Origin of the sequence: Paraburkholderia bonniea (genome assembly GCF_009455625.1) — a bacterium.
GTDB classification, from domain to species: Bacteria; Pseudomonadota; Gammaproteobacteria; order Burkholderiales; family Burkholderiaceae; genus Paraburkholderia; species Paraburkholderia bonniea.
This window is the reverse complement of record NZ_QPEQ01000001.1, coordinates 2,372,616-2,390,640: the sequence shown is the minus strand read 5'-3', so window position 1 is coordinate 2,390,640 and position 18,025 is coordinate 2,372,616. Positions and strand designations below refer to the sequence as shown.

Genomic DNA, 18,025 nt, shown 5'->3' with positions numbered 1-18,025 from the left:
GTTTCGCTGAGTGATCGGCTCGCTTGACATTTCCCGGCTCAGCAAAAAGGCGGCATTCAATTGCCGCTTTTTTGTGCCTGAAATTCGTCGCATTCCATGACTGTAAAGCTCACGATAGATTGCATGGGAGGCGACCACGGTCCATCCGTGACCGTTCCCGCTGCGCTTAGCTTTGTCCGCTCGCACCCCGACGCACGCTTGATGCTCGTTGGTATTGAAAGTGCGATTCTTGCCCAGTTAAAAAAATCGAAAGCGCTGAATAATCCAGCGTTAACGGTTGTTGCTGCCTCCGAGATAGTCGCAATGGACGATCCGGTTGAAGTTGCGCTGCGCAAGAAAAAAGATTCCTCAATGCGGGTTGCGCTGAACCTCGTCAAGGAAGGTGCGGCACAAGCTTGTATTTCTGCCGGCAATACCGGGGCGCTGATGGCGGTTTCCCGTTACGTGCTGAAAACGCTGCCGGGCATCGAGCGTCCGGCGATTGCGTTTGCCATGCCCACTCCTACGGGCTACACCATGATGCTGGACTTGGGTGCCAACGTCGATTGCGAACCGCAGCATCTGTTGCAGTTCGCTGAGATGGGGCATGCGCTGGTATCCGCGCTGGAAGGCAAGGAGCATCCCACGATTGGGCTGCTCAATATCGGCGAAGAAGTGATCAAAGGCAACGAAACCATCAAGCGTGCGGGCGAGTTGCTCCGTGCCAGCGCGCTGAATTTTCGCGGCAATGTTGAGGGCGACGATATTTACAAGGGCACGACCGACGTGATTGTTTGCGATGGTTTTGTCGGTAATGTCGCGCTGAAAACCTCGGAAGGTTTGGCGCAGATGCTCTCCAGCATCATCAAGGAAGAGTTTGGCCGTTCGTGGTTGACCCGCATCATGGCTGTGCTTGCGCTGCCAGTGCTGCTGCGCTTCAAAAAGCGGGTAGATCCGCGTCAATACAATGGCGCAGCCTTGCTAGGGCTGCGCGGCCTTGTGATTAAAAGCCATGGTTCGGCGGATGCCTACGCATTTGAGTGGGCGATCAAACGCGGCTATGATGCCGCCAAAAATGGCGTGCTGGAGCGTCTTGCTCGCGCTATGGAGGACGACAATGCGCGTTCCCTGCAGCAGACGGCGCTTGATGCTGGTGGCGTGGCCGGGGTAGATTCCGCAATTGGCCTCCCCGCTGAGCCTTGCGCTGCATCGCTACCCTCGAAGGCATAAATGGTTCAATCGACAACTTATTCTCGTGTGCTCGGCACCGGCAGTTATTTGCCGCCCGGGCGTATCACTAATCAGGAACTTGCTGACCGTCTGGCGCAACAGGGGGTTGAGACCAGCGATGAGTGGATCGTTGCCCGCACGGGCATCCACGCACGCCACTTTGCTGAGCCGGATGTCACAACCAGTGATCTCGCCCTGATCGCTGCACAACGTGCAATCGAAGCCGCCGCTATTGACGCCCAGTCAATCGACTTGATTATTGTCGCCACGTCCACACCAGACTTCGTTTTCCCGAGCACCGCTTGTCTGCTGCAAAACAAGCTGGGTATCCGGAATGGTGGGGCGGCATTTGATATTCAGGCGGTTTGCTCCGGTTTTGCCTATGCAGTGGCGACTGCTGACAGCTTTATTCGCAGTGGCCAGCATCGCACCGCGCTAGTGATTGGTGCTGAAACTTTTTCCCGTATTCTCGATTTCAACGATCGCACTACTTGTGTGTTGTTTGGCGACGGCGCGGGTGCTGTCATCCTGTCGGCATCGGATGAACCTGGCGTGCTAGCCAGCGCATTGCACGCGGATGGCAGCCACGCACATATTCTCTGCACACCCGGTAATGTGAACCGCGGCGTGGTGGCTGGCAGTGCGTTTTTGCATATGGACGGGCAGGCGGTGTTCAAGCTGGCGGTCAATGTGCTCGAAAAAGTCGCGCTCGAAGCCCTTGCAAAGGCGAGTCTGACACCCGGCCAGATCGACTGGCTCATTCCCCATCAGGCCAATATTCGCATTATGCAAAGCACGTGCCGCAAGCTGGGTTTGCCGCAGGAGCGGATGGTTGTCACGGTGGGCGAACATGGCAATACCTCAGCCGCCTCTATTCCGCTGGCCTTCGACGTTGCCGTGCGCGATGGCCGGATTCAGCGTGGCCAGAATGTATTGATCGAAGGCGTCGGCGGTGGTTTTACCTGGGGCGCTTCAGTTATTCGTTATTAAGAAAATCGCACAGTAGCGCAGGCGCTCATTTTCTGGGCGCGCTATGTGCGCATGCACAGCTGCGTCTGTGCATATCAAATGGGGGCGACATGAAATTTGCGTTTGTTTTTCCCGGGCAAGGCTCGCAGTCGGTTGGAATGCTCAATGCGTTTGCCGATCACGCTGTCGTGCGCGAAACCCTTCAGGAGGCGTCAGAGGCACTCGACCAGGATCTGGGTCGACTGATTGCTGAAGGCCCTGTCGATGATTTGAATCTCACCACTAACACTCAGCCAGTGATGCTGGTTGCGGCCTGCGCGATTTATCGCGTGTGGCAGGCCGTAACAGGGGCTACGCCTGCGTTCGTTGCGGGGCACAGTCTCGGCGAATACACCGCGCTGGTTGCCGCTGGCGCGCTGGCTTTTCGTGATGCAGTGCCGCTGGTTCGCTTTCGCGCTCAAGCGATGCAATCGGCAGTTCCAGTGGGTGCAGGCGGTATGGCTGCCATTTTGGGTCTGGACGACGACACCGTGCGGGCAGTGTGCGCGGAGGCTTCAGGCGTGGCGGGTGCGGGCATCGTCGAGGCAGTTAATTTCAATGCGCCCGCTCAGGTGGTGATAGCGGGCCATAAGGCCGCGGTTGAACAGGCCTGCGAACTTGCCAAGGCAAAGGGTGCCAAACGCGCATTGCCGTTGCCGGTTTCCGCGCCGTTTCATTCGTCACTGTTGAAGCCTGCGTCAGACCAGTTGCGCGAGTACCTGACGAAGATCGAGATTCGCACGCCTCTTATCCCATTGGTGAATAACGTTGATGTTGCCGTGGTGAGTGACCCGGCTGAGATCAAGGACGCGCTGGTGCGCCAGGCCGCAGGTCCGGTGCGCTGGGTCGAAAGTATCCAGCTGCTGGCGCAGCAAGGTGTGACGCATGTGATTGAATCGGGCCCTGGAAAAGTGCTGTCAGGGCTAACGAAACGCATTGATGGCAATCTGGCTGGCGTGTCGATTACTGACCCTGCCTCGCTTGATGAGGCACTTCGGCTCGTCAACGCTTGAACGGGCAATCCGGATATTTATGACAGTTAATATTTTCGATAAACAGATCGCGCTAGTAACGGGTGCGTCACGCGGTATTGGCCGGGCGATCGCGCTGGAATTGGCGCGGCAGGGCGCAACAGTGATCGGCACGGCGACTAGCAGCCGCGGCGCTGAAGCGATTACGGGTTTGTTCGTTGAGGCGGGTTTGAGTGGACGTGGTGCCGTGCTGGATGTCAACGACGCTGCAGCGGCCGAAATTCTGATCGAAGGCATCGTTAAGGAGTTTGGCGCGCTTCATGTGCTGGTGAATAACGCGGGCATTACGAAGGATCAACTGACATTGCGGATGAAGGATGAAGACTGGGATGCGGTGATTGATACCAATCTCAAATCAGTCTTTCGCTTGTCGCGTGCAGTGCTGCGGCCGATGATGAAGGCCCGGAATGGCCGCATCATCAATATCACTTCGGTGGTGGGCTCATCGGGTAACCCGGGGCAGATTAATTACGCGGCAGCCAAGGCGGGTGTGGCAGGTATGACACGCTCGCTGGCGCGCGAAATTGGCAGCCGTGGCATCACGGTGAACTGCGTAGCGCCAGGTTTTATTGATACCGACATGACAAAAACATTGCCGGACGATCAGCAAGTGGCGCTCAAGAGCCAAATTCCGCTTGGCCGTCTAGGTAGCCCGGAAGACATTGCCCATGCGGTAGCCTTTCTTGCTGCACCGCACGCGGGCTATATTACTGGCACGACGCTTCACGTTAACGGCGGCATGTACATGTCGTAATTCAATCCAGTTACTTATCCGTTTTTGGGTGCGTTTGCAATGTGCCTGGGCGGTGTCTGGACAGGAACTGTGTGGGGCATTTTTACCGGGGCAAACCTGATAAAATGCCCGCACTTGTATTTATGAACTTTTTTCCCTTGGAGGGGTAATGGACAACATCGAACAGCGCGTCAAGAAAATCGTTGCAGAACAACTGGGCGTAGCCGAGGCAGAGATCAAGAACGAGGCTTCGTTCGTGAACGATCTGGGCGCTGATTCGCTCGATACCGTCGAACTCGTAATGGCGCTCGAAGACGAATTCGGCATGGAAATTCCTGACGAAGAAGCTGAGAAAATTACCACGGTGCAACAGGCTATCGACTACGCTCGCGCTAACGTCAAGGCCTAAGGTCATTGGCTATTTACGTTTGCGTGCTAGTGCTGCGTGCGTCCCTGTGATGCCCGGTTTCGGTGCAAGCAGGAATGGCGCGATGCTCAGGGCGAATGCAAGCGTATTGGCCAATGCATCTATCGGCGGATTTGTTGGCGTATTCGTCGACGCATTTATAGAGTTAACTAGCCACACGGTATGCAGGACTGTTTCTTGCTGCCGTTGTGGCTTTTGCTTTTGTCATCCTATGAAAAAGGGGTTACCGTGAGTCGTCGCCGAGTTGTTGTTACAGGCCTGGGGCTGATTTCGCCTGTTGGCAATAATGTTGCCGATGGGTGGGCCAATCTGGTCGCTGGCAAGTCTGGCATTGCCGACATCACGAAGTTCGATGCATCGGACTTCTCGACTCGCTTCGCTGGCGAGGTGAAGGGTTTCAATATCGAGGATTACATTTCCGGCAAGGAAGCACGCCACATGGATACGTTTATCCATTACGGCGTGGCAGCGGGCATGCAGGCGATGAAGGACAGCGGGCTTGAGGTTACTGACGAAAACGCTGAACGGATGGGGGTTGTGGTCGGTTCAGGCATCGGTGGGCTGCCGATGATTGAGGTGACCCAGACAGAACTTCTGAATCGTGGGCCGCGTCGCATTTCGCCGTTTTTTGTACCCGCGTCGATCATCAATATGATTTCCGGTCATTTGTCGATCAAGTTTGGCTTCAAGGGGCCGAATCTGGCGATTGTGACCGCCTGTACCACAGGGTTGCATTGCATTGGCGAAGCGTCACGTCTGATCGAATACGGCGATGCCGATGTAATGATCGCTGGCGGGGCCGAATCAACAGTGTCGCCGCTCGGAGTAGGTGGTTTCGCTGCTGCGCGTGCGCTATCGCAGCGTAATGATGATCCGGCAACAGCCAGCCGCCCATGGGATAAAGACCGGGACGGTTTTGTGCTGGGAGAGGGCGCGGGCGTGATGGTGCTTGAAGAATACGAGCATGCGAAAGCGCGTGGCGCGAAGATTTATGCGGAAGTTGGTGGTTACGGGATGAGCGGCGATGCTTATCACATGACTGCGCCGCTTGAGGATGGTGATGGTGCCCGCCGTTGCATGCTGGCTGCGATGAAAAATGCCGGAGTCAACGTCGATCAGGTGAATTACCTGAATGCCCACGGCACTTCCACGCCGCTAGGTGATCTCGCCGAAACCACCGGTATCAAACGGGCGTTTGGCGATCATGCAAAGCATATGGTCGTCAATTCAACCAAGTCGATGACGGGCCATTTGCTGGGTGGCGCAGGAGGGCTGGAGTCGGTATTCACGGTGCTGGCGCTGCATCACCAGATCTCGCCGCCGACCATCAATATCTTTAATCAAGATCCAGCATGTGACCTTGATTACTGCGCGAATACGGCGCGAGAAATGAAAATTGATGTCGCGCTGAAAAATTCGTTCGGTTTTGGTGGGACGAACGGCACGCTGGTTTTCAAGCGTGTTTGAGCGGGTGTCCGTTTGCTGGGTCATTTAATGCACCTATCACCCCCGGCTGCTTCAGTTGCTGCGCTTGATGCTGGAGCAGTTCTGGTTGGTGATGGCGCGCAGGCAATTCCGCTGCGGCCTTCGCTGCTGCTAGATGGCGCGGCCGCGTTGTTTATCGTGGTTGCAACGGCCGCGCTCTACCAGACAGTGGTGCCACGCTTTGGCTTCTGGCAGGTGCTTTTGGCCGTGCTGGCTACGCTGGCTGTGCTGCTAGCCAGCGCGTTGCGCCTCCGTCGGGCACAACCCGCTGTGCTTAAAATGGGGCCGGACTGGCTGGCAGCCTGGAGCGGTGCCGGCGTCAGGGTCGCTTATGGGCGGATTGTTGCCTGTTCGCAATGGAGTGGCTGGTTGCTCATGATCGTGCTGGTGGGGGAAAACGGCCGTTCCCGAATGTTGTTGATTCCCGCTGATACGCTGGGTCCACTCGCTTTTCGAGAGCTCGCCGTGCTTGCCCGGCGTCGTTCGAACGCTTGACTGTAAAGACTGTAACTGCTGTTACTACTACGACGTGATGTGTTCAGGCGGAACGCTACAATGAGCCCGCGATGTGCACCCTATAGTTAAGTTAACGGATTTATCAGGTGAGCGAAAAAGAAATAGACCAGATCCTGGTCGAGCGTGTCCAGAATGGCGACAAGGCGGCGTTCGAGCTTCTGGTCAGCAAATATCATCGCAAGATCCTTCGATTGATCTCGCGTCTTGTGCGGGATCCGGCTGAGGTCGAAGACGTGGCGCAGGACGCGTTTATCAAGGCGTACCGGGCGTTGCCCCAGTTTCGTGGCGAGTCGGCGTTTTACACATGGTTGTACCGGATTGCAGTCAATACGGCGAAGAATTACCTTGCGACCCAAGGGCGGCGGGCACCCACTTCGACGGAAGCGGATGCAGAAGAAGCTGAAACTTTCTCCGATGCCGACCAACTAAGGGATATCAACACGCCTGAGTCGATGTTGATGAGCAAGCAAATCGCCGAAACGGTGAATGCTGCTATGGCGGTTTTGCCGGAAGAGCTGCGCACCGCCATTACTCTTCGTGAAATTGAAGGATTGAGCTACGAAGAGATCGCTGAAATGATGGGGTGCCCAATCGGCACCGTCAGATCAAGAATTTTCCGTGCTCGTGAAGCCATTGCGGCAAAATTGCGTCCGTTGCTTGACACCCCTGAGGGCAAGCGCTGGTAATGCCAGCCAGCTTGAGGGGGCTGCGCCGCGATATCTGGGTTTAGTGTGTCACTTATGGTTGTTAGCAAGATGGAGAGCATCATGGGGTCGGTCTCGATGCAGTCAGAGATACAGTCACAAGCAGGAACACAGGCGAATGCGTCACGTGAGCGCCTGTCCGCGATTGTCGATGGTGAGCTGTCTGGCGAAGCGGATTTGAAGCAATTTCTTGCTAGCCTGAATTTCGCGGATCGCGCAGCCTGGTCGCAATATCACTTGATTGGCGACGCGTTGCGTTCTGATGATCTGGCATTGAGCCCGGCTGTCAGCAGCGCTTTTTTTAGCCGTTTTGCTGAGCGTTTCGAGCATGAGCCGCACGTTCTTGCACCCGCCGCGCCGCGCATGGCGGCATTGCGGCGTCGCATGGTGCCTGCTTTTGCTGTTGCCGCAGCTGCCGCGGCTTTGACGTGGATCGTCGTACCGCAATTGCAACGTCCTGGAGCCACTCAAATCGCGTCAGCCACAGCATTGAATGATTCAGCGTCTGTTCAGCGCGTGGCGCTTGTTTCGGCTGCTCCCGCGCAGCCGGTTACGCTGGATGCGGGCAATATTATCCGCGATGCCGGGCTGGACCAGTATCTGGAAGCGCACCAGCAATTTGCCCAGCAGCCGGTTATGGCGGGTTCAATGCCCCTCATCCGGACTGCTGCTGTGACTACGCAAGGCCAATAATCTGATGCAAACCTCGCGGTTGAACAACGCAACGTTTTCGGGGCGGCTATCTGCATTTCTGTTTTGTGCCGCACTTCTGCTGCCTGCCGCGCCCTCTGTGGTTCTGGCCCAACCTGCGGAAGCGCCCGCTTCCCGTCTGAGCGCCACTGACTGGCTCAACCGCATTCATCTGGCGGCACAGCAACAGAACTACGAGGGCGTCTTCCTCTATCAGCGTGGCACGGCTGTCCAGTCCTCAAAAATCTCCCATTACGCGACTCGCACCGAAGGCGAATTCGAACAAATCGAAAGCCTGGATGGCAAGCCACGCAAAATGCTGCGTCATAACGATGATCTCTACACGTTTGTGTCAGAGCGTCATTTGTGTGTGGTCGAAAAACGCCAGAACAAAGATGTCTTTCCGGCATTACTGGCAAGCGGCAGCGAGTTGATGCTGCCAGTTTATGAGCCGAAATTGCTTGGCCGTGACCGCGTCGCCGGGGTTGACAGCCAGATCATCGAACTCAAGCCGAAAGATGCTTATCGGTATGCCTACAAGCTGTGGGTCGATACCCAGACCGGTTTGCTGTTGCGGATTCAGACGCTCGATTCAGATGGCCAGGTGCTGGAGCAGTTGTCGTTTTCCCAGATTCGCATTGGCGTACCTGCCGACAAGGCACCGATTGTTAGCGGCATGCGCAATCTGACTGGCTGGACGATTGTGCGTCCGCCGGTTCAGCCGGTCGATATGGAGGCGCAAGGCTGGCAGGTGAGCCCGGTTGTGGCCGGGTTTCGTAAAATTCGGGAGCTGCGCCGGCCAATGGCCGCTCGTGATGCCGGCGATCCGACGATTCCAGTCGACCAAATGGTTTTCTCCGACGGTCTTGCCGCCGTTTCAATTTTTATCGAGCCAGCAGAAAAAAATACGCGCAAGGAAGGCGCGGGCAATAGCGGTGCGACACATGTACTAGTCAAGCGCAAGGGTGATTACTGGGTCACATTGCTTGGCGAGGTGCCGCAAACGACATTGCAGCAGTTTGCTTCTGCCATAGAATACAAGGCTCCCCGGTAATCAATCCTTCGGCTGACCACAACATGATGACTTTTTTGGTGCGCAAATTTTTTGCGACCGCAGTAGTAGCGTGTTTGCCGTTTGTGTCTCATCTGGCTTCAGCTGCGCCTGCTGTCAATCTTCCTGATTTCACTAATCTTGTCGATAAAGTTGGTCCGTCCGTGGTCAATATCCGGACCACGGAGCGTGGGGCGAGCAGCATTCGTGGTTTGCCACCAGGCCTTGATGAAAGCGATATGTCGGAGTTTTTCCGGCGTTTTTTTGGGATACCGGTGCCGCAGATGCAGCAGCCAGGTGTTCCGCGCGGCAAGGGCGATAGCAGCCCAGATAGCGCTGACAGTCCCGCTCCGGAACAGAATAGCGGCGTTGGCTCAGGTTTTATCCTGTCCGCTGACGGCTATGTGATGACCAATGCGCACGTGATCGACTCCGCCGACACCATCTACGTCACGCTGACAGACAAACGCGAATTCAAGGCCAAGCTGATTGGTGTTGATGAGCGCACTGATGTCGCGGTGGTGAAGATTAGCGCGACGAACTTGCCTGCCATTACGGTTGGCGATTCAAACAAAGTGCGCGTTGGTGAATGGGTGCTGGCGATTGGCTCGCCGTTTGGTCTTGAAAATACCGTGACGGCTGGCATTGTCAGTGCAAAAGGGCGCGATACGGGTGATTACCTGCCATTCATCCAGACAGATGTAGCGGTTAATCCGGGTAATTCAGGCGGGCCGCTCATTAATATGCAAGGCGAGGTGATTGGCATTAACTCGCAAATCTACAGCCGTACCGGTGGTTTCATGGGCATTTCGTTTGCGATTCCGATCGACGAGGCGATGCGCGTGGCAGACCAGCTTAAGAGTGCGGGCCGGGTGGTGCGCGGCAGGATTGCTGTGGCGGTGGGTGAGGTCACAAAAGATGTCGCTGACTCGCTGGGGTTGCCGAAGGCGCAGGGTGCGCTGATTAGCAGCGTCGAGCCGGGTGGCCCTGCTGACAAGGCAGGCGTGCAGCCTGGCGACATTATTCTGAAATTTAATGGCCGCCCGGTTGAGGCGGTGACTGACTTGCCGCGTATCGTCGGTGAGACCCGGCCAGGGACGACGGTGACGTTAAGCCTGTGGCGTAAAGGCAAGATGCGCGATTTCCCGATAACCGTTGTAGAGGCACGGGCAGACAACGCAACCGCCGCCGGACAAAAGAAAGAGCAGACGCCGAAGCGTCGCGCAACCAACGCACTTGGTATTTCGGTCAGAGATATTCCAGAGGATCAACTGAAAACGTTGAAGCTGCGCGGTGGTGTCCGGATTGAGGCGGTCGATGGGCCTGCTGCGCGTATCGGGCTGCAAAAGGGCGACATTATCTTGCGTGTGGGCGATGTTGATATCGCTAGCGCACGTCAGTTTGACGAAATTGTCGCTCGGCTGGATGCGCAGAAGATGGTGGCATTACTTGTGCGCCGGGGCGAAAACACTCAGTTTGTGCCGGTTCGTCCCCGCCCGGCTGCCGCGCCCAGATAACAATGGCTGCGCGGCTGACCTTGTATGGGCGGGAGTGGTGCCATCTGTGTGATGACATGGTGGCTGCGCTGGCACCATTGCTGGCGGAGTTCGGCGCGCGGCTTGAGGTCGTCGATGTTGATGCCGATCCGGCGCTGGAGCAGCGTTATAACGAACGGGTTCCGGTTCTGGTGTGCGACGGCGTGGAGCTTTGCCAGCACCGGCTCGATGTGGCGCATGTGCGTGCTGCACTGGCGCTGGGGCACGTGCAACACCACACAGAAAACCGGTAAAAAGTAGCGCATCCGGGCTGGAATTTTTACCGTTCGCTTCTTGGGCCAGTAAGGTCTGCCGGGCGGAGGCCTTTTCGGCTAAAATAGCCCGGTTTTTCCACCTATCTACAAGGCGTGCTCCGTAACCGTCCGAGCGCGCCTTTTTTGCTTGATCGGTACTGAATGGATCATATTCGCAATTTTTCGATCATCGCCCACATCGACCATGGCAAGTCCACACTCGCTGATCGCATTATTCAGCTGTGCGGCGGCCTGTCCGACCGTGAGATGGAATCGCAGGTGCTGGACTCGATGGACATTGAGCGTGAGCGTGGCATCACGATCAAGGCTCAAACTGCGGCGCTCTCTTATCGAGCCCGCGACGGTCAGCGTTACAACCTCAACATGATTGATACGCCGGGGCACGTCGATTTCTCCTATGAGGTGAGTCGTTCGCTTTCGGCCTGTGAAGGGGCGTTGCTGGTGGTTGACGCGAGCCAGGGGGTTGAAGCCCAAACCGTCGCCAATTGCTACACGGCTATCGAGCTTGGCGTCGAAGTCGTGCCTGTCCTGAACAAGATTGATCTGCCCGCAGCTGATCCAGACAACGCGATTGCTGAGATTGAGGACGTCATTGGCATCAATGCCACTGATGCCGTGCATTGCAGTGCGAAAACCGGGCTGGGCGTTGAGGATGTGCTTGAAGCGCTGATCGCTCAGGTACCGCCGCCGAAGGGCGACCCCGAAGCGCCGTTGCAAGCGCTAATTATCGACTCCTGGTTCGACAATTACGTGGGTGTCGTGATGCTGGTGCGTCTGGTCAATGGCACGCTGCGGCCCAAGGACAAAATCCGCATGATGGCAACCGGGGCTGAATATCCGGTCGAGCACGTTGGCGTTTTTACCCCGAAATCAAAAAATCTTGAGATGTTGTCTGCCGGGCAGGTGGGTTTCATCATCGCCGGGATCAAGGAGTTGACCGCGGCCAAAGTTGGCGACACCGTGACATCGCTGAAGCGGCCAGCGGAGCAAGCGCTGCCGGGTTTCAAGGAAGTTAAGCCACAGGTGTTTGCCGGCTTGTATCCGATTGAGGCGAACCAGTACGATGCGCTGCGTGAGTCGCTCGAAAAGCTGAAGCTGAACGATGCTTCGTTGCAATACGAGCCAGAAGTGTCGCAGGCGCTGGGCTTTGGTTTCCGTTGCGGCTTCCTTGGCTTGCTGCACATGGAGATCGTGCAGGAGCGGCTTGAGCGCGAGTTCGACATGGATCTCATCACCACGGCCCCGACGGTGGTGTATGAAGTGGTGCAGCGTGATGGTTCGTTATTGACGGTGGAAAATCCAGCCAAAATGCCGGACCCATCGAAAATCGAAGAAGTGCGTGAGCCTATCGTCACCGTGAATCTGTATATGCCGCAAGACTATGTCGGCTCCGTTATCACGCTGTGTACACAAAAACGCGGCAGCCAGATCGACATGCAGTATCGCGGCCGTCAGGTTCAACTGACTTACGAAATTCCGATGGGCGAAATCGTCCTCGACTTTTTTGACCGGCTGAAATCTGTCTCGCGTGGCTACGCGTCGATGGATTACGAATTCAAAGAGTATCGTGCGTCGGATGTGGTCAAGGTCGATATGCTGATTAATGGCGAAAAGGTTGATGCGTTGTCTGTCATCGTGCATCGGTCGCAGAGCCAGTATCGTGGCCGTGAAGTTGCTGCAAAAATGCGCGAACTCATTCCGCGCCAGATGTATGACGTGGCGATCCAGGCCACGATTGGTGCGCACATCATCGCTCGGGAAAACATCAAGGCATTGCGCAAGAACGTGCTGGCCAAGTGTTATGGCGGTGATATTTCGCGTAAGAAAAAACTGCTGGAAAAACAGAAAGAAGGCAAAAAGCGCATGAAGCAGGTGGGATCGGTTGAAATCCCGCAGGAAGCTTTCCTCGCTATTTTGCGTGTCGAAGACAAATAATACGAAACGACGGAATCCTATGAATTTTGCACTGGCTCTTTTTGTCCTTGTCATTTTGACGGGCGTCGCATGGGTAGCAGACAAACTGGTGTTTGCACCTCGCCGCCGCCGGGCCGCCGATGAAGCGGTTGCTGAGTTCGACCGGCAGCAGGAGCGGATCGGCGAGCGCTTTGCTGATGAAGATGCGCTACGTACCCGTTCTGAGCTGCACGACCAGAAATTACGCCAGCCTTGGTGGCTGGAGTATTCGGCGAGTCTCTTCCCGGTCATTCTGGTGGTGTTTCTGGTTCGCTCGTTTGTGATTGAACCGTTCAAGATTCCATCAGGTTCGATGATCCCGACGCTGGTCGTCGGCGATTTCATCTTGGTGAATAAATACGATTACGGTCTGCGGCTGCCGATCATCAACACCAAAGTTACCGAAGGACGTGCGCTTGAGCGTGGTGATGTGGTGGTGTTTCGTTTTCCCAAAGACACATCGGTCGATTTCATCAAACGTGTGATTGGCCTGCCAGGCGATGTCGTCGCGTACCAGGACAAAAAGCTCACGATCAATGGCAAGTCTGTCCCGGAAACGGTGCTGCCAGACTATTTCGACGAAGAGCGGGTGGGGTACGCGAAGCAGTTCGAGGAAGATCTGGATGGGCGTAAAAATGCCATTCTGAATAACCCGTCCGTACCGCCGTTTATTGTCGGCGCAGAGAATTTCCCGTATCGGGATAACTGCACCTATAACGAACGGGGCGTGATTTGCAAGGTGCCGCCAGGCCATTACTTCATGATGGGCGACAACCGGGATAACAGTCTCGACAGTCGCTACTGGGGCTTTGTCCCAGATAAAAATATCGTCGGACGGGCATTTTTCATCTGGATGAATTTCGGTCAGATGAAACGCATTGGCTCGTTCCACTGAGCTAGTTCACAGCGCTCATCTGGCAAGCCGTCCGCTGGGTAGAATCATCACGGGGCATCGCTCATCATGGCGATGCCTCGCTGTTTTGGATTCTGCGCTCCGGTGTTTCCGCCTCTGGTTTTCCCGGCCACCCGCCAGTAAGGCGGGGGTTGCGCCCGCGTTATACTCTGCCCCATGCCCCTATCTCCGTTGGAAAGCCGGTTGCGCTATGAGTTTCGCAATGCGGAATTGCTGCACCAGGCTTTAACTCACCGCAGTCATAGCGCCACCCATAATGAGCGGCTGGAGTTTCTTGGCGACTCCGTTCTGAATTGCGCGGTCGCAGCACTTTTATTCCAGCGTTTTGGCAAGCTGGACGAAGGTGATCTGTCGCGGGTTCGCGCCAATCTGGTCAAACAACAATCCCTGTATGAAATTGCTCAGGCCCTGAATATTGCAGACGGGCTGCGGCTGGGCGAAGGCGAATTGCGCAGCGGCGGCGTGCGCCGTCCGTCGATTCTGGCGGATACGCTTGAAGCTATCCTGGGTGCGGTTTTTCTCGATGGTGGCTTTGATGCGGCGCAAACCGTCATCAAGCGTCTTTATGTGCCGATTCTCGATCATATTGATCCGAGAACGCTGGGCAAAGACGCCAAAACACTGCTTCAGGAATACCTGCAAGGCCACAAAATTGCGCTTCCGGCTTATACCGTCGTGGCGACGCATGGTGCGGCGCACAATCAGCAGTTTGAGGTTGAATGCGCGGTGCCCAAGCTGGACGTGAAGGTGTCCGGTTCAGGTGCTAGCCGTCGGGCGGCCGAACAGGCTGCCGCGAAAAAGGCGCTTGATGAAGTGCTTGCTGCTGCACCGGCCGTGGTTACCCGGCCGCGCCGCTCAAAGGCGGGCCGGGCGGCCAGGCAAACTGAGCCGGAGATTGTGCCTGGCGTGACCGGGGTCCAGGCCGCGCTTGATCTGAGAGCGCCTGATCGCAAATCTGAACGCACGGCACGCGGGGAGGGCAAGGTTGGCACGGTGCTGGAGGCGATGGGGCGGCCAGATGCTCATTTACCGTTAGCCGTGATTCGTGCGGCGCACGCTGAGCTCCACCCAGGCGCGGAATCCGGCAAAGAAAAAACGCTGCGTGCCGACAAGCCCACAACACTGACGCTCCCGGTTGCCCAGTTAGCCAGTCAGTCCACCGCTACCGCTACCGTTGCCGCGAAGGCCGATGCCTCCCTGATGGCCGCCGCTCCCGCCTCCCAGGACGCCTCCCGAACCGTTGACAAGCCCGACGCTGCGGCTCCGCGCAGTGCTGACAAAGCGGCACATCATCCGTCAGTCTTACCGTCTTCCGGCTTGCCCGCGGCGGACACTTAACTCGAATCCGGTATGGCTGATGCGATGCAGACCCGTCTTCAGCGATACAGGCCATTGATGCCATCAGTGCCCGCTAGCTTATTCGCTGGCGAGCGCTCATAACTGCCGTAGCCGACTATGAATACCCCCACCCCTACTGGTTTTCGTTGCGGCATGGTCGCAATTGTTGGCCGTCCGAACGTCGGTAAATCGACGCTTATGAACGCGCTAGTCGGCCAGAAAGTCAGTATTACTTCGCGTAAAGCGCAGACCACGCGCCACCGTATTACGGGCATCCATACGTTCGAAGATGCCCAGTACATTTTTGTTGATACACCGGGTTTCCAGACCCGCCACAGCGGCGCGCTGAACCGTTCGCTGAACCGGGCGGTGACGTCCACGCTGACAGCAGTGGATGCGATTTTGTTTGTGATCGAGGCTGGGCGCTTTGGCCCGGATGACCAGAAGGTGCTGGATCTGATTCCGCCCGAGGTGCCGACATTGCTGATTGCGAACAAGATCGACCGTATTTCGGACAAGAGCGAGCTGTATCCCTTCATGCAGAAAATGGGCGCACTGCGCGATTTCAGCGAAATCGTGCCGCTGTCTGCCAGACACCCAGACGACATCAAGCGGTTGATGACTACCGTCAAACCGTATCTACCGGAAGGTGTGCCGATCTATGCCGAAGACGATCTGACAGATCGTAGCGAGCGCTTTCTGGTGGCTGAAATTTTGCGTGAAAAAGTCTTTCGCTGGACCGGTGATGAGCTGCCCTATACCAGCACGGTATTGATCGACAAGTTCGAAACCGAAGGGCGTTTGCATCGCGTGTTTGCCACGATCCTGGTGGAGCGCGATACGCACAAGGCGATGATCATTGGTCAAAAAGGCGCGAAGCTGAAACAGATCAGCACTGAAGCGCGTCTTGACATGGAAAAGCTGTTTGGTGGTCCGGTCTATCTCGAAACTTTTATCAAAGTGAGGAGTGGCTGGGCTGACAACGAAGCCGGGCTCCGCGCGTATGGGTACGAATGAGTCCGGTGTGACGCTGGCGCTCGCGCCAGCTCCCATCGCTTCAGAGCCTGCTTCAGAGCCCGCTTCGCCCATGACGGGCTCGGGCTCGCCGTCTGCCTCATCTCCGCCTGAGCTCGCAGGTAGCAAGCCAGACCTCATCGATGGCAAGCGCAGCGATTCACGTCAGAGCACTGCGCGCCGTCCGCCCCGGGCTCCCGCATCGGGTTCACGGATCGCGGAGCAGCCCGCGTTTGTGCTGCACAGCTATCCCTATCGGGAAACCAGCCTGATTATCGACGTGCTGACTTGCGACCACGGCCGGCTGGCATTGGTGGCGAAAGGGGCCAAACGGCCCCATTCGGCATTGCGTGGTGTTTTGCAAACATTCCAGCCATTGGCGCTGTCGTGGTCCGGTAAAGCGGAAGTGCGCACGCTGACCGGCGCGGAATGGGTGGGTGGCATGTTGCCGTTAGCGGGCGATGCACTGCTGTGCGGCTTCTATGTGAACGAACTGCTGGTCAAATTTTGCGCCCGCGAAGACCCTCATCCGCAGTTATTCCAGCATTACGTCGTGACCTTGACCCGGCTGGCACACGATGAGCCTCCGGTTCAGGTCCTGCGTTCATTCGAGCGCGTGCTGTTGCGCACGACCGGCTACGCGCTGGCACTGGACCGTACTGTGACGCGTCAGGCCGTGCAGGCTGAGCGGCGCTACGTGTTCGATCCCGAGCGCGGAGTGTGCGAAGCCTCCAGTGCGCTGCCCGCGCACTGGCCGGTAGTCGCGGGGCAGACCCTGCTCGATATGGAGCAAGACGATTACCAGCGGCCACAGACCGTTACCCAAAGCAAAACGCTGATGCGTTTCCTGCTCAACATCTATCTTGGTGGCACGCCATTGGCCACCCGCCAGATTCTGATTGATTTGCAAAACTTATGAGCTTTTTCCTGACCTCCCCGGCGGTGATCGACCTCGGTGTCAATATTGACCACGTGGCCACGCTGCGTAATGCGCGCGGCACGACTTATCCCGATCCATTGCGCGCGGCGCTCGAGGCGGAGGAGGCCGGGGCTGATGCGATCACGCTGCATCTGCGCGAGGATCGCCGCCATATTGTTGATGCCGATGTGCGGGCGTTGCGCCCGCTGCTTAAAACCCGCATGAATCTGGAATGCGCGCTGACACAGGAAATGCTCGATATCGCGTGTGAAGTGCGGCCGCACGATGTTTGCCTGGTGCCGGAAAAGCGCGCAGAACTGACGACTGAGGGTGGGCTTGAGGTTGCTGGTCAGCTCGAGATCGTGCGAGCTGCATGTGCGCAGCTCGCACGCGTGGGCTCACGCGTGTCGCTTTTCATTGATGCGGACGAAGCGCAGATTCGCGCGGCGCACGAGGCTGGGGCTCAAGTGATTGAGTTGCATACCGGCCGTTACGCCGATGCGCCTGACGCCAGCGCGCAGGCGCACGAATATGCTCGCATCGTGCGTGGGGTTGATCTGGGCGTGAAGCTCGGCCTCAAGGTGAATGCTGGCCATGGCTTGCATTACACGAATGTCCAGCCGATCGCGGCAATTGACGGCATCACCGAGCTGAATATTGGCCACGCCATCGTGGCGCACGCGATTTTCGCGGGCTGGGAGAACGCGGTGCGTGAAATGAAGGCGATCATGGTTGCCGCGCGTGTCGCGGCACGTGCCTGATACGACGGACGACACATGGCGATCTATGGCATAGGCACCGATATCGTTCAGGTCAGCCGCGTGGCTGCCGTGATGACTCGCACTAACGGACGGTTCGCAGAAAAAGTGTTGGGGCCGGACGAACTGCGGGTCTATCACGCGCGCCACGCACGATCGGCGGCGCGTGGGCTGGCGTTTCTGGCAACGCGTTTTTCCGCCAAGGAAGCATTTTCGAAAGCAATTGGCCTCGGCATGCATTGGCCGATGACCTGGCGCGCGTTGCAAACGCTCAACGAGGCCAGCGGCAAGCCGGTTGTCGTGGCGTCGGGGGAATTGGCTGCATGGCTCGATGCTCGTGGCATTAGTGCTCGTGTGACGATCAGCGATGAGCGTGATTACGCGGTGTCGTTTGTGATTGCTGAGGTTGGCGCTGAACCCGGCGAATGACCTGTAATCGGCGCGGCTCCCGCGCCCTGATGTATTT

Annotated in this window: 19 protein-coding genes; all 19 read left to right on the top strand. The window is 57.0% G+C overall.

Translation table 11 applies throughout. The features are described from left to right. Positions 1-96: 96 nt before the first annotated feature. The gene (gene plsX, locus GH656_RS10525) at positions 97-1,209 is read left to right on the top strand and encodes a phosphate acyltransferase PlsX (RefSeq protein WP_153075833.1); all 1,113 of its coding nucleotides are present in this window, start codon (positions 97-99) and stop codon (positions 1,207-1,209) included. Beyond that, a complete protein-coding gene (locus GH656_RS10520) occupies positions 1,210-2,199 on the top strand; it encodes a beta-ketoacyl-ACP synthase III (protein ID WP_153075832.1) in 990 nt (329 codons plus the stop codon). Between the two features lie 89 nt (positions 2,200-2,288). Further along, positions 2,289-3,230, top strand: coding sequence for an ACP S-malonyltransferase (gene fabD / locus GH656_RS10515; protein WP_153075831.1), 942 nt, complete (start codon positions 2,289-2,291; stop codon positions 3,228-3,230). A gap of 19 nt (positions 3,231-3,249) precedes the next feature. After that, positions 3,250-4,002: a 3-oxoacyl-ACP reductase FabG gene (gene fabG, locus GH656_RS10510; RefSeq protein WP_153075830.1), complete on the top strand. Its 753-nt coding sequence runs from the start codon at positions 3,250-3,252 to the stop codon at positions 4,000-4,002. Positions 4,003-4,150: 148 nt separating this feature from the next. Further along, positions 4,151-4,390, top strand: a complete 240-nt coding sequence (acpP, locus tag GH656_RS10505) for an acyl carrier protein (protein WP_004197638.1) — start codon at positions 4,151-4,153, stop codon at positions 4,388-4,390. A 246-nt stretch (positions 4,391-4,636) separates the two neighbouring features. Then, a complete protein-coding gene (gene fabF / locus GH656_RS10500; RefSeq protein WP_153075829.1) occupies positions 4,637-5,875 on the top strand; it encodes a beta-ketoacyl-ACP synthase II in 1,239 nt (412 codons plus the stop codon). Positions 5,876-5,902: 27 nt separating this feature from the next. Continuing rightward, a complete protein-coding gene (locus GH656_RS10495; RefSeq protein WP_153075828.1) occupies positions 5,903-6,388 on the top strand; it encodes a protein YgfX in 486 nt (161 codons plus the stop codon). 107 nt (positions 6,389-6,495) lie between these two features. Continuing rightward, the gene (gene rpoE / locus GH656_RS10490; protein ID WP_153075827.1) at positions 6,496-7,095 is read left to right on the top strand and encodes an RNA polymerase sigma factor RpoE; all 600 of its coding nucleotides are present in this window, start codon (positions 6,496-6,498) and stop codon (positions 7,093-7,095) included. An 81-nt stretch (positions 7,096-7,176) separates the two neighbouring features. Further along, a complete protein-coding gene (locus GH656_RS10485) occupies positions 7,177-7,806 on the top strand; it encodes a sigma-E factor negative regulatory protein (protein WP_153075826.1) in 630 nt (209 codons plus the stop codon). 4 nt (positions 7,807-7,810) lie between these two features. Continuing rightward, entirely contained in the window at positions 7,811-8,857 is a 1,047-nt protein-coding gene (locus GH656_RS10480; RefSeq protein WP_153075825.1) for a MucB/RseB C-terminal domain-containing protein, read from the top strand. A gap of 23 nt (positions 8,858-8,880) precedes the next feature. Further along, positions 8,881-10,371 (top strand): DegQ family serine endoprotease, encoded by a 1,491-nt coding sequence (locus GH656_RS10475; RefSeq protein ID WP_153075824.1) that lies wholly within the window; start codon positions 8,881-8,883, stop codon positions 10,369-10,371. Further along, complete coding sequence (locus GH656_RS10470; RefSeq protein WP_153075823.1) at positions 10,368-10,643, top strand: glutaredoxin family protein; 276 nt, start codon at positions 10,368-10,370, stop codon at positions 10,641-10,643. Before GH656_RS10475 ends, GH656_RS10470 begins: the two co-directional genes overlap by 4 nt. Positions 10,644-10,805: 162 nt before the next feature. Further along, positions 10,806-12,599, top strand: a complete 1,794-nt coding sequence (gene lepA, locus GH656_RS10465; protein ID WP_153075822.1) for a translation elongation factor 4 — start codon at positions 10,806-10,808, stop codon at positions 12,597-12,599. A gap of 19 nt (positions 12,600-12,618) precedes the next feature. Further along, positions 12,619-13,512: a signal peptidase I gene (gene lepB, locus GH656_RS10460; RefSeq protein WP_153075821.1), complete on the top strand. Its 894-nt coding sequence runs from the start codon at positions 12,619-12,621 to the stop codon at positions 13,510-13,512. Between the two features lie 174 nt (positions 13,513-13,686). Further along, a complete protein-coding gene (gene rnc, locus GH656_RS10455; protein ID WP_153075820.1) occupies positions 13,687-14,868 on the top strand; it encodes a ribonuclease III in 1,182 nt (393 codons plus the stop codon). 117 nt (positions 14,869-14,985) lie between these two features. Continuing rightward, a complete protein-coding gene (era, locus tag GH656_RS10450) occupies positions 14,986-15,885 on the top strand; it encodes a GTPase Era (RefSeq protein WP_153075819.1) in 900 nt (299 codons plus the stop codon). Beyond that, complete coding sequence (gene recO / locus GH656_RS10445) at positions 15,872-16,801, top strand: DNA repair protein RecO (protein WP_153075818.1); 930 nt, start codon at positions 15,872-15,874, stop codon at positions 16,799-16,801. Before era ends, recO begins: the two co-directional genes overlap by 14 nt. After that, positions 16,798-17,562: a pyridoxine 5'-phosphate synthase gene (gene pdxJ, locus GH656_RS10440; RefSeq protein ID WP_153075817.1), complete on the top strand. Its 765-nt coding sequence runs from the start codon at positions 16,798-16,800 to the stop codon at positions 17,560-17,562. The genes recO and pdxJ overlap by 4 nt, the downstream gene beginning before the upstream one ends. 15 nt (positions 17,563-17,577) lie before the next feature. Continuing rightward, positions 17,578-17,988, top strand: a complete 411-nt coding sequence (gene acpS, locus GH656_RS10435) for a holo-ACP synthase (RefSeq protein WP_153075816.1) — start codon at positions 17,578-17,580, stop codon at positions 17,986-17,988. The last annotated feature ends 37 nt before the right edge of the window (positions 17,989-18,025 follow it).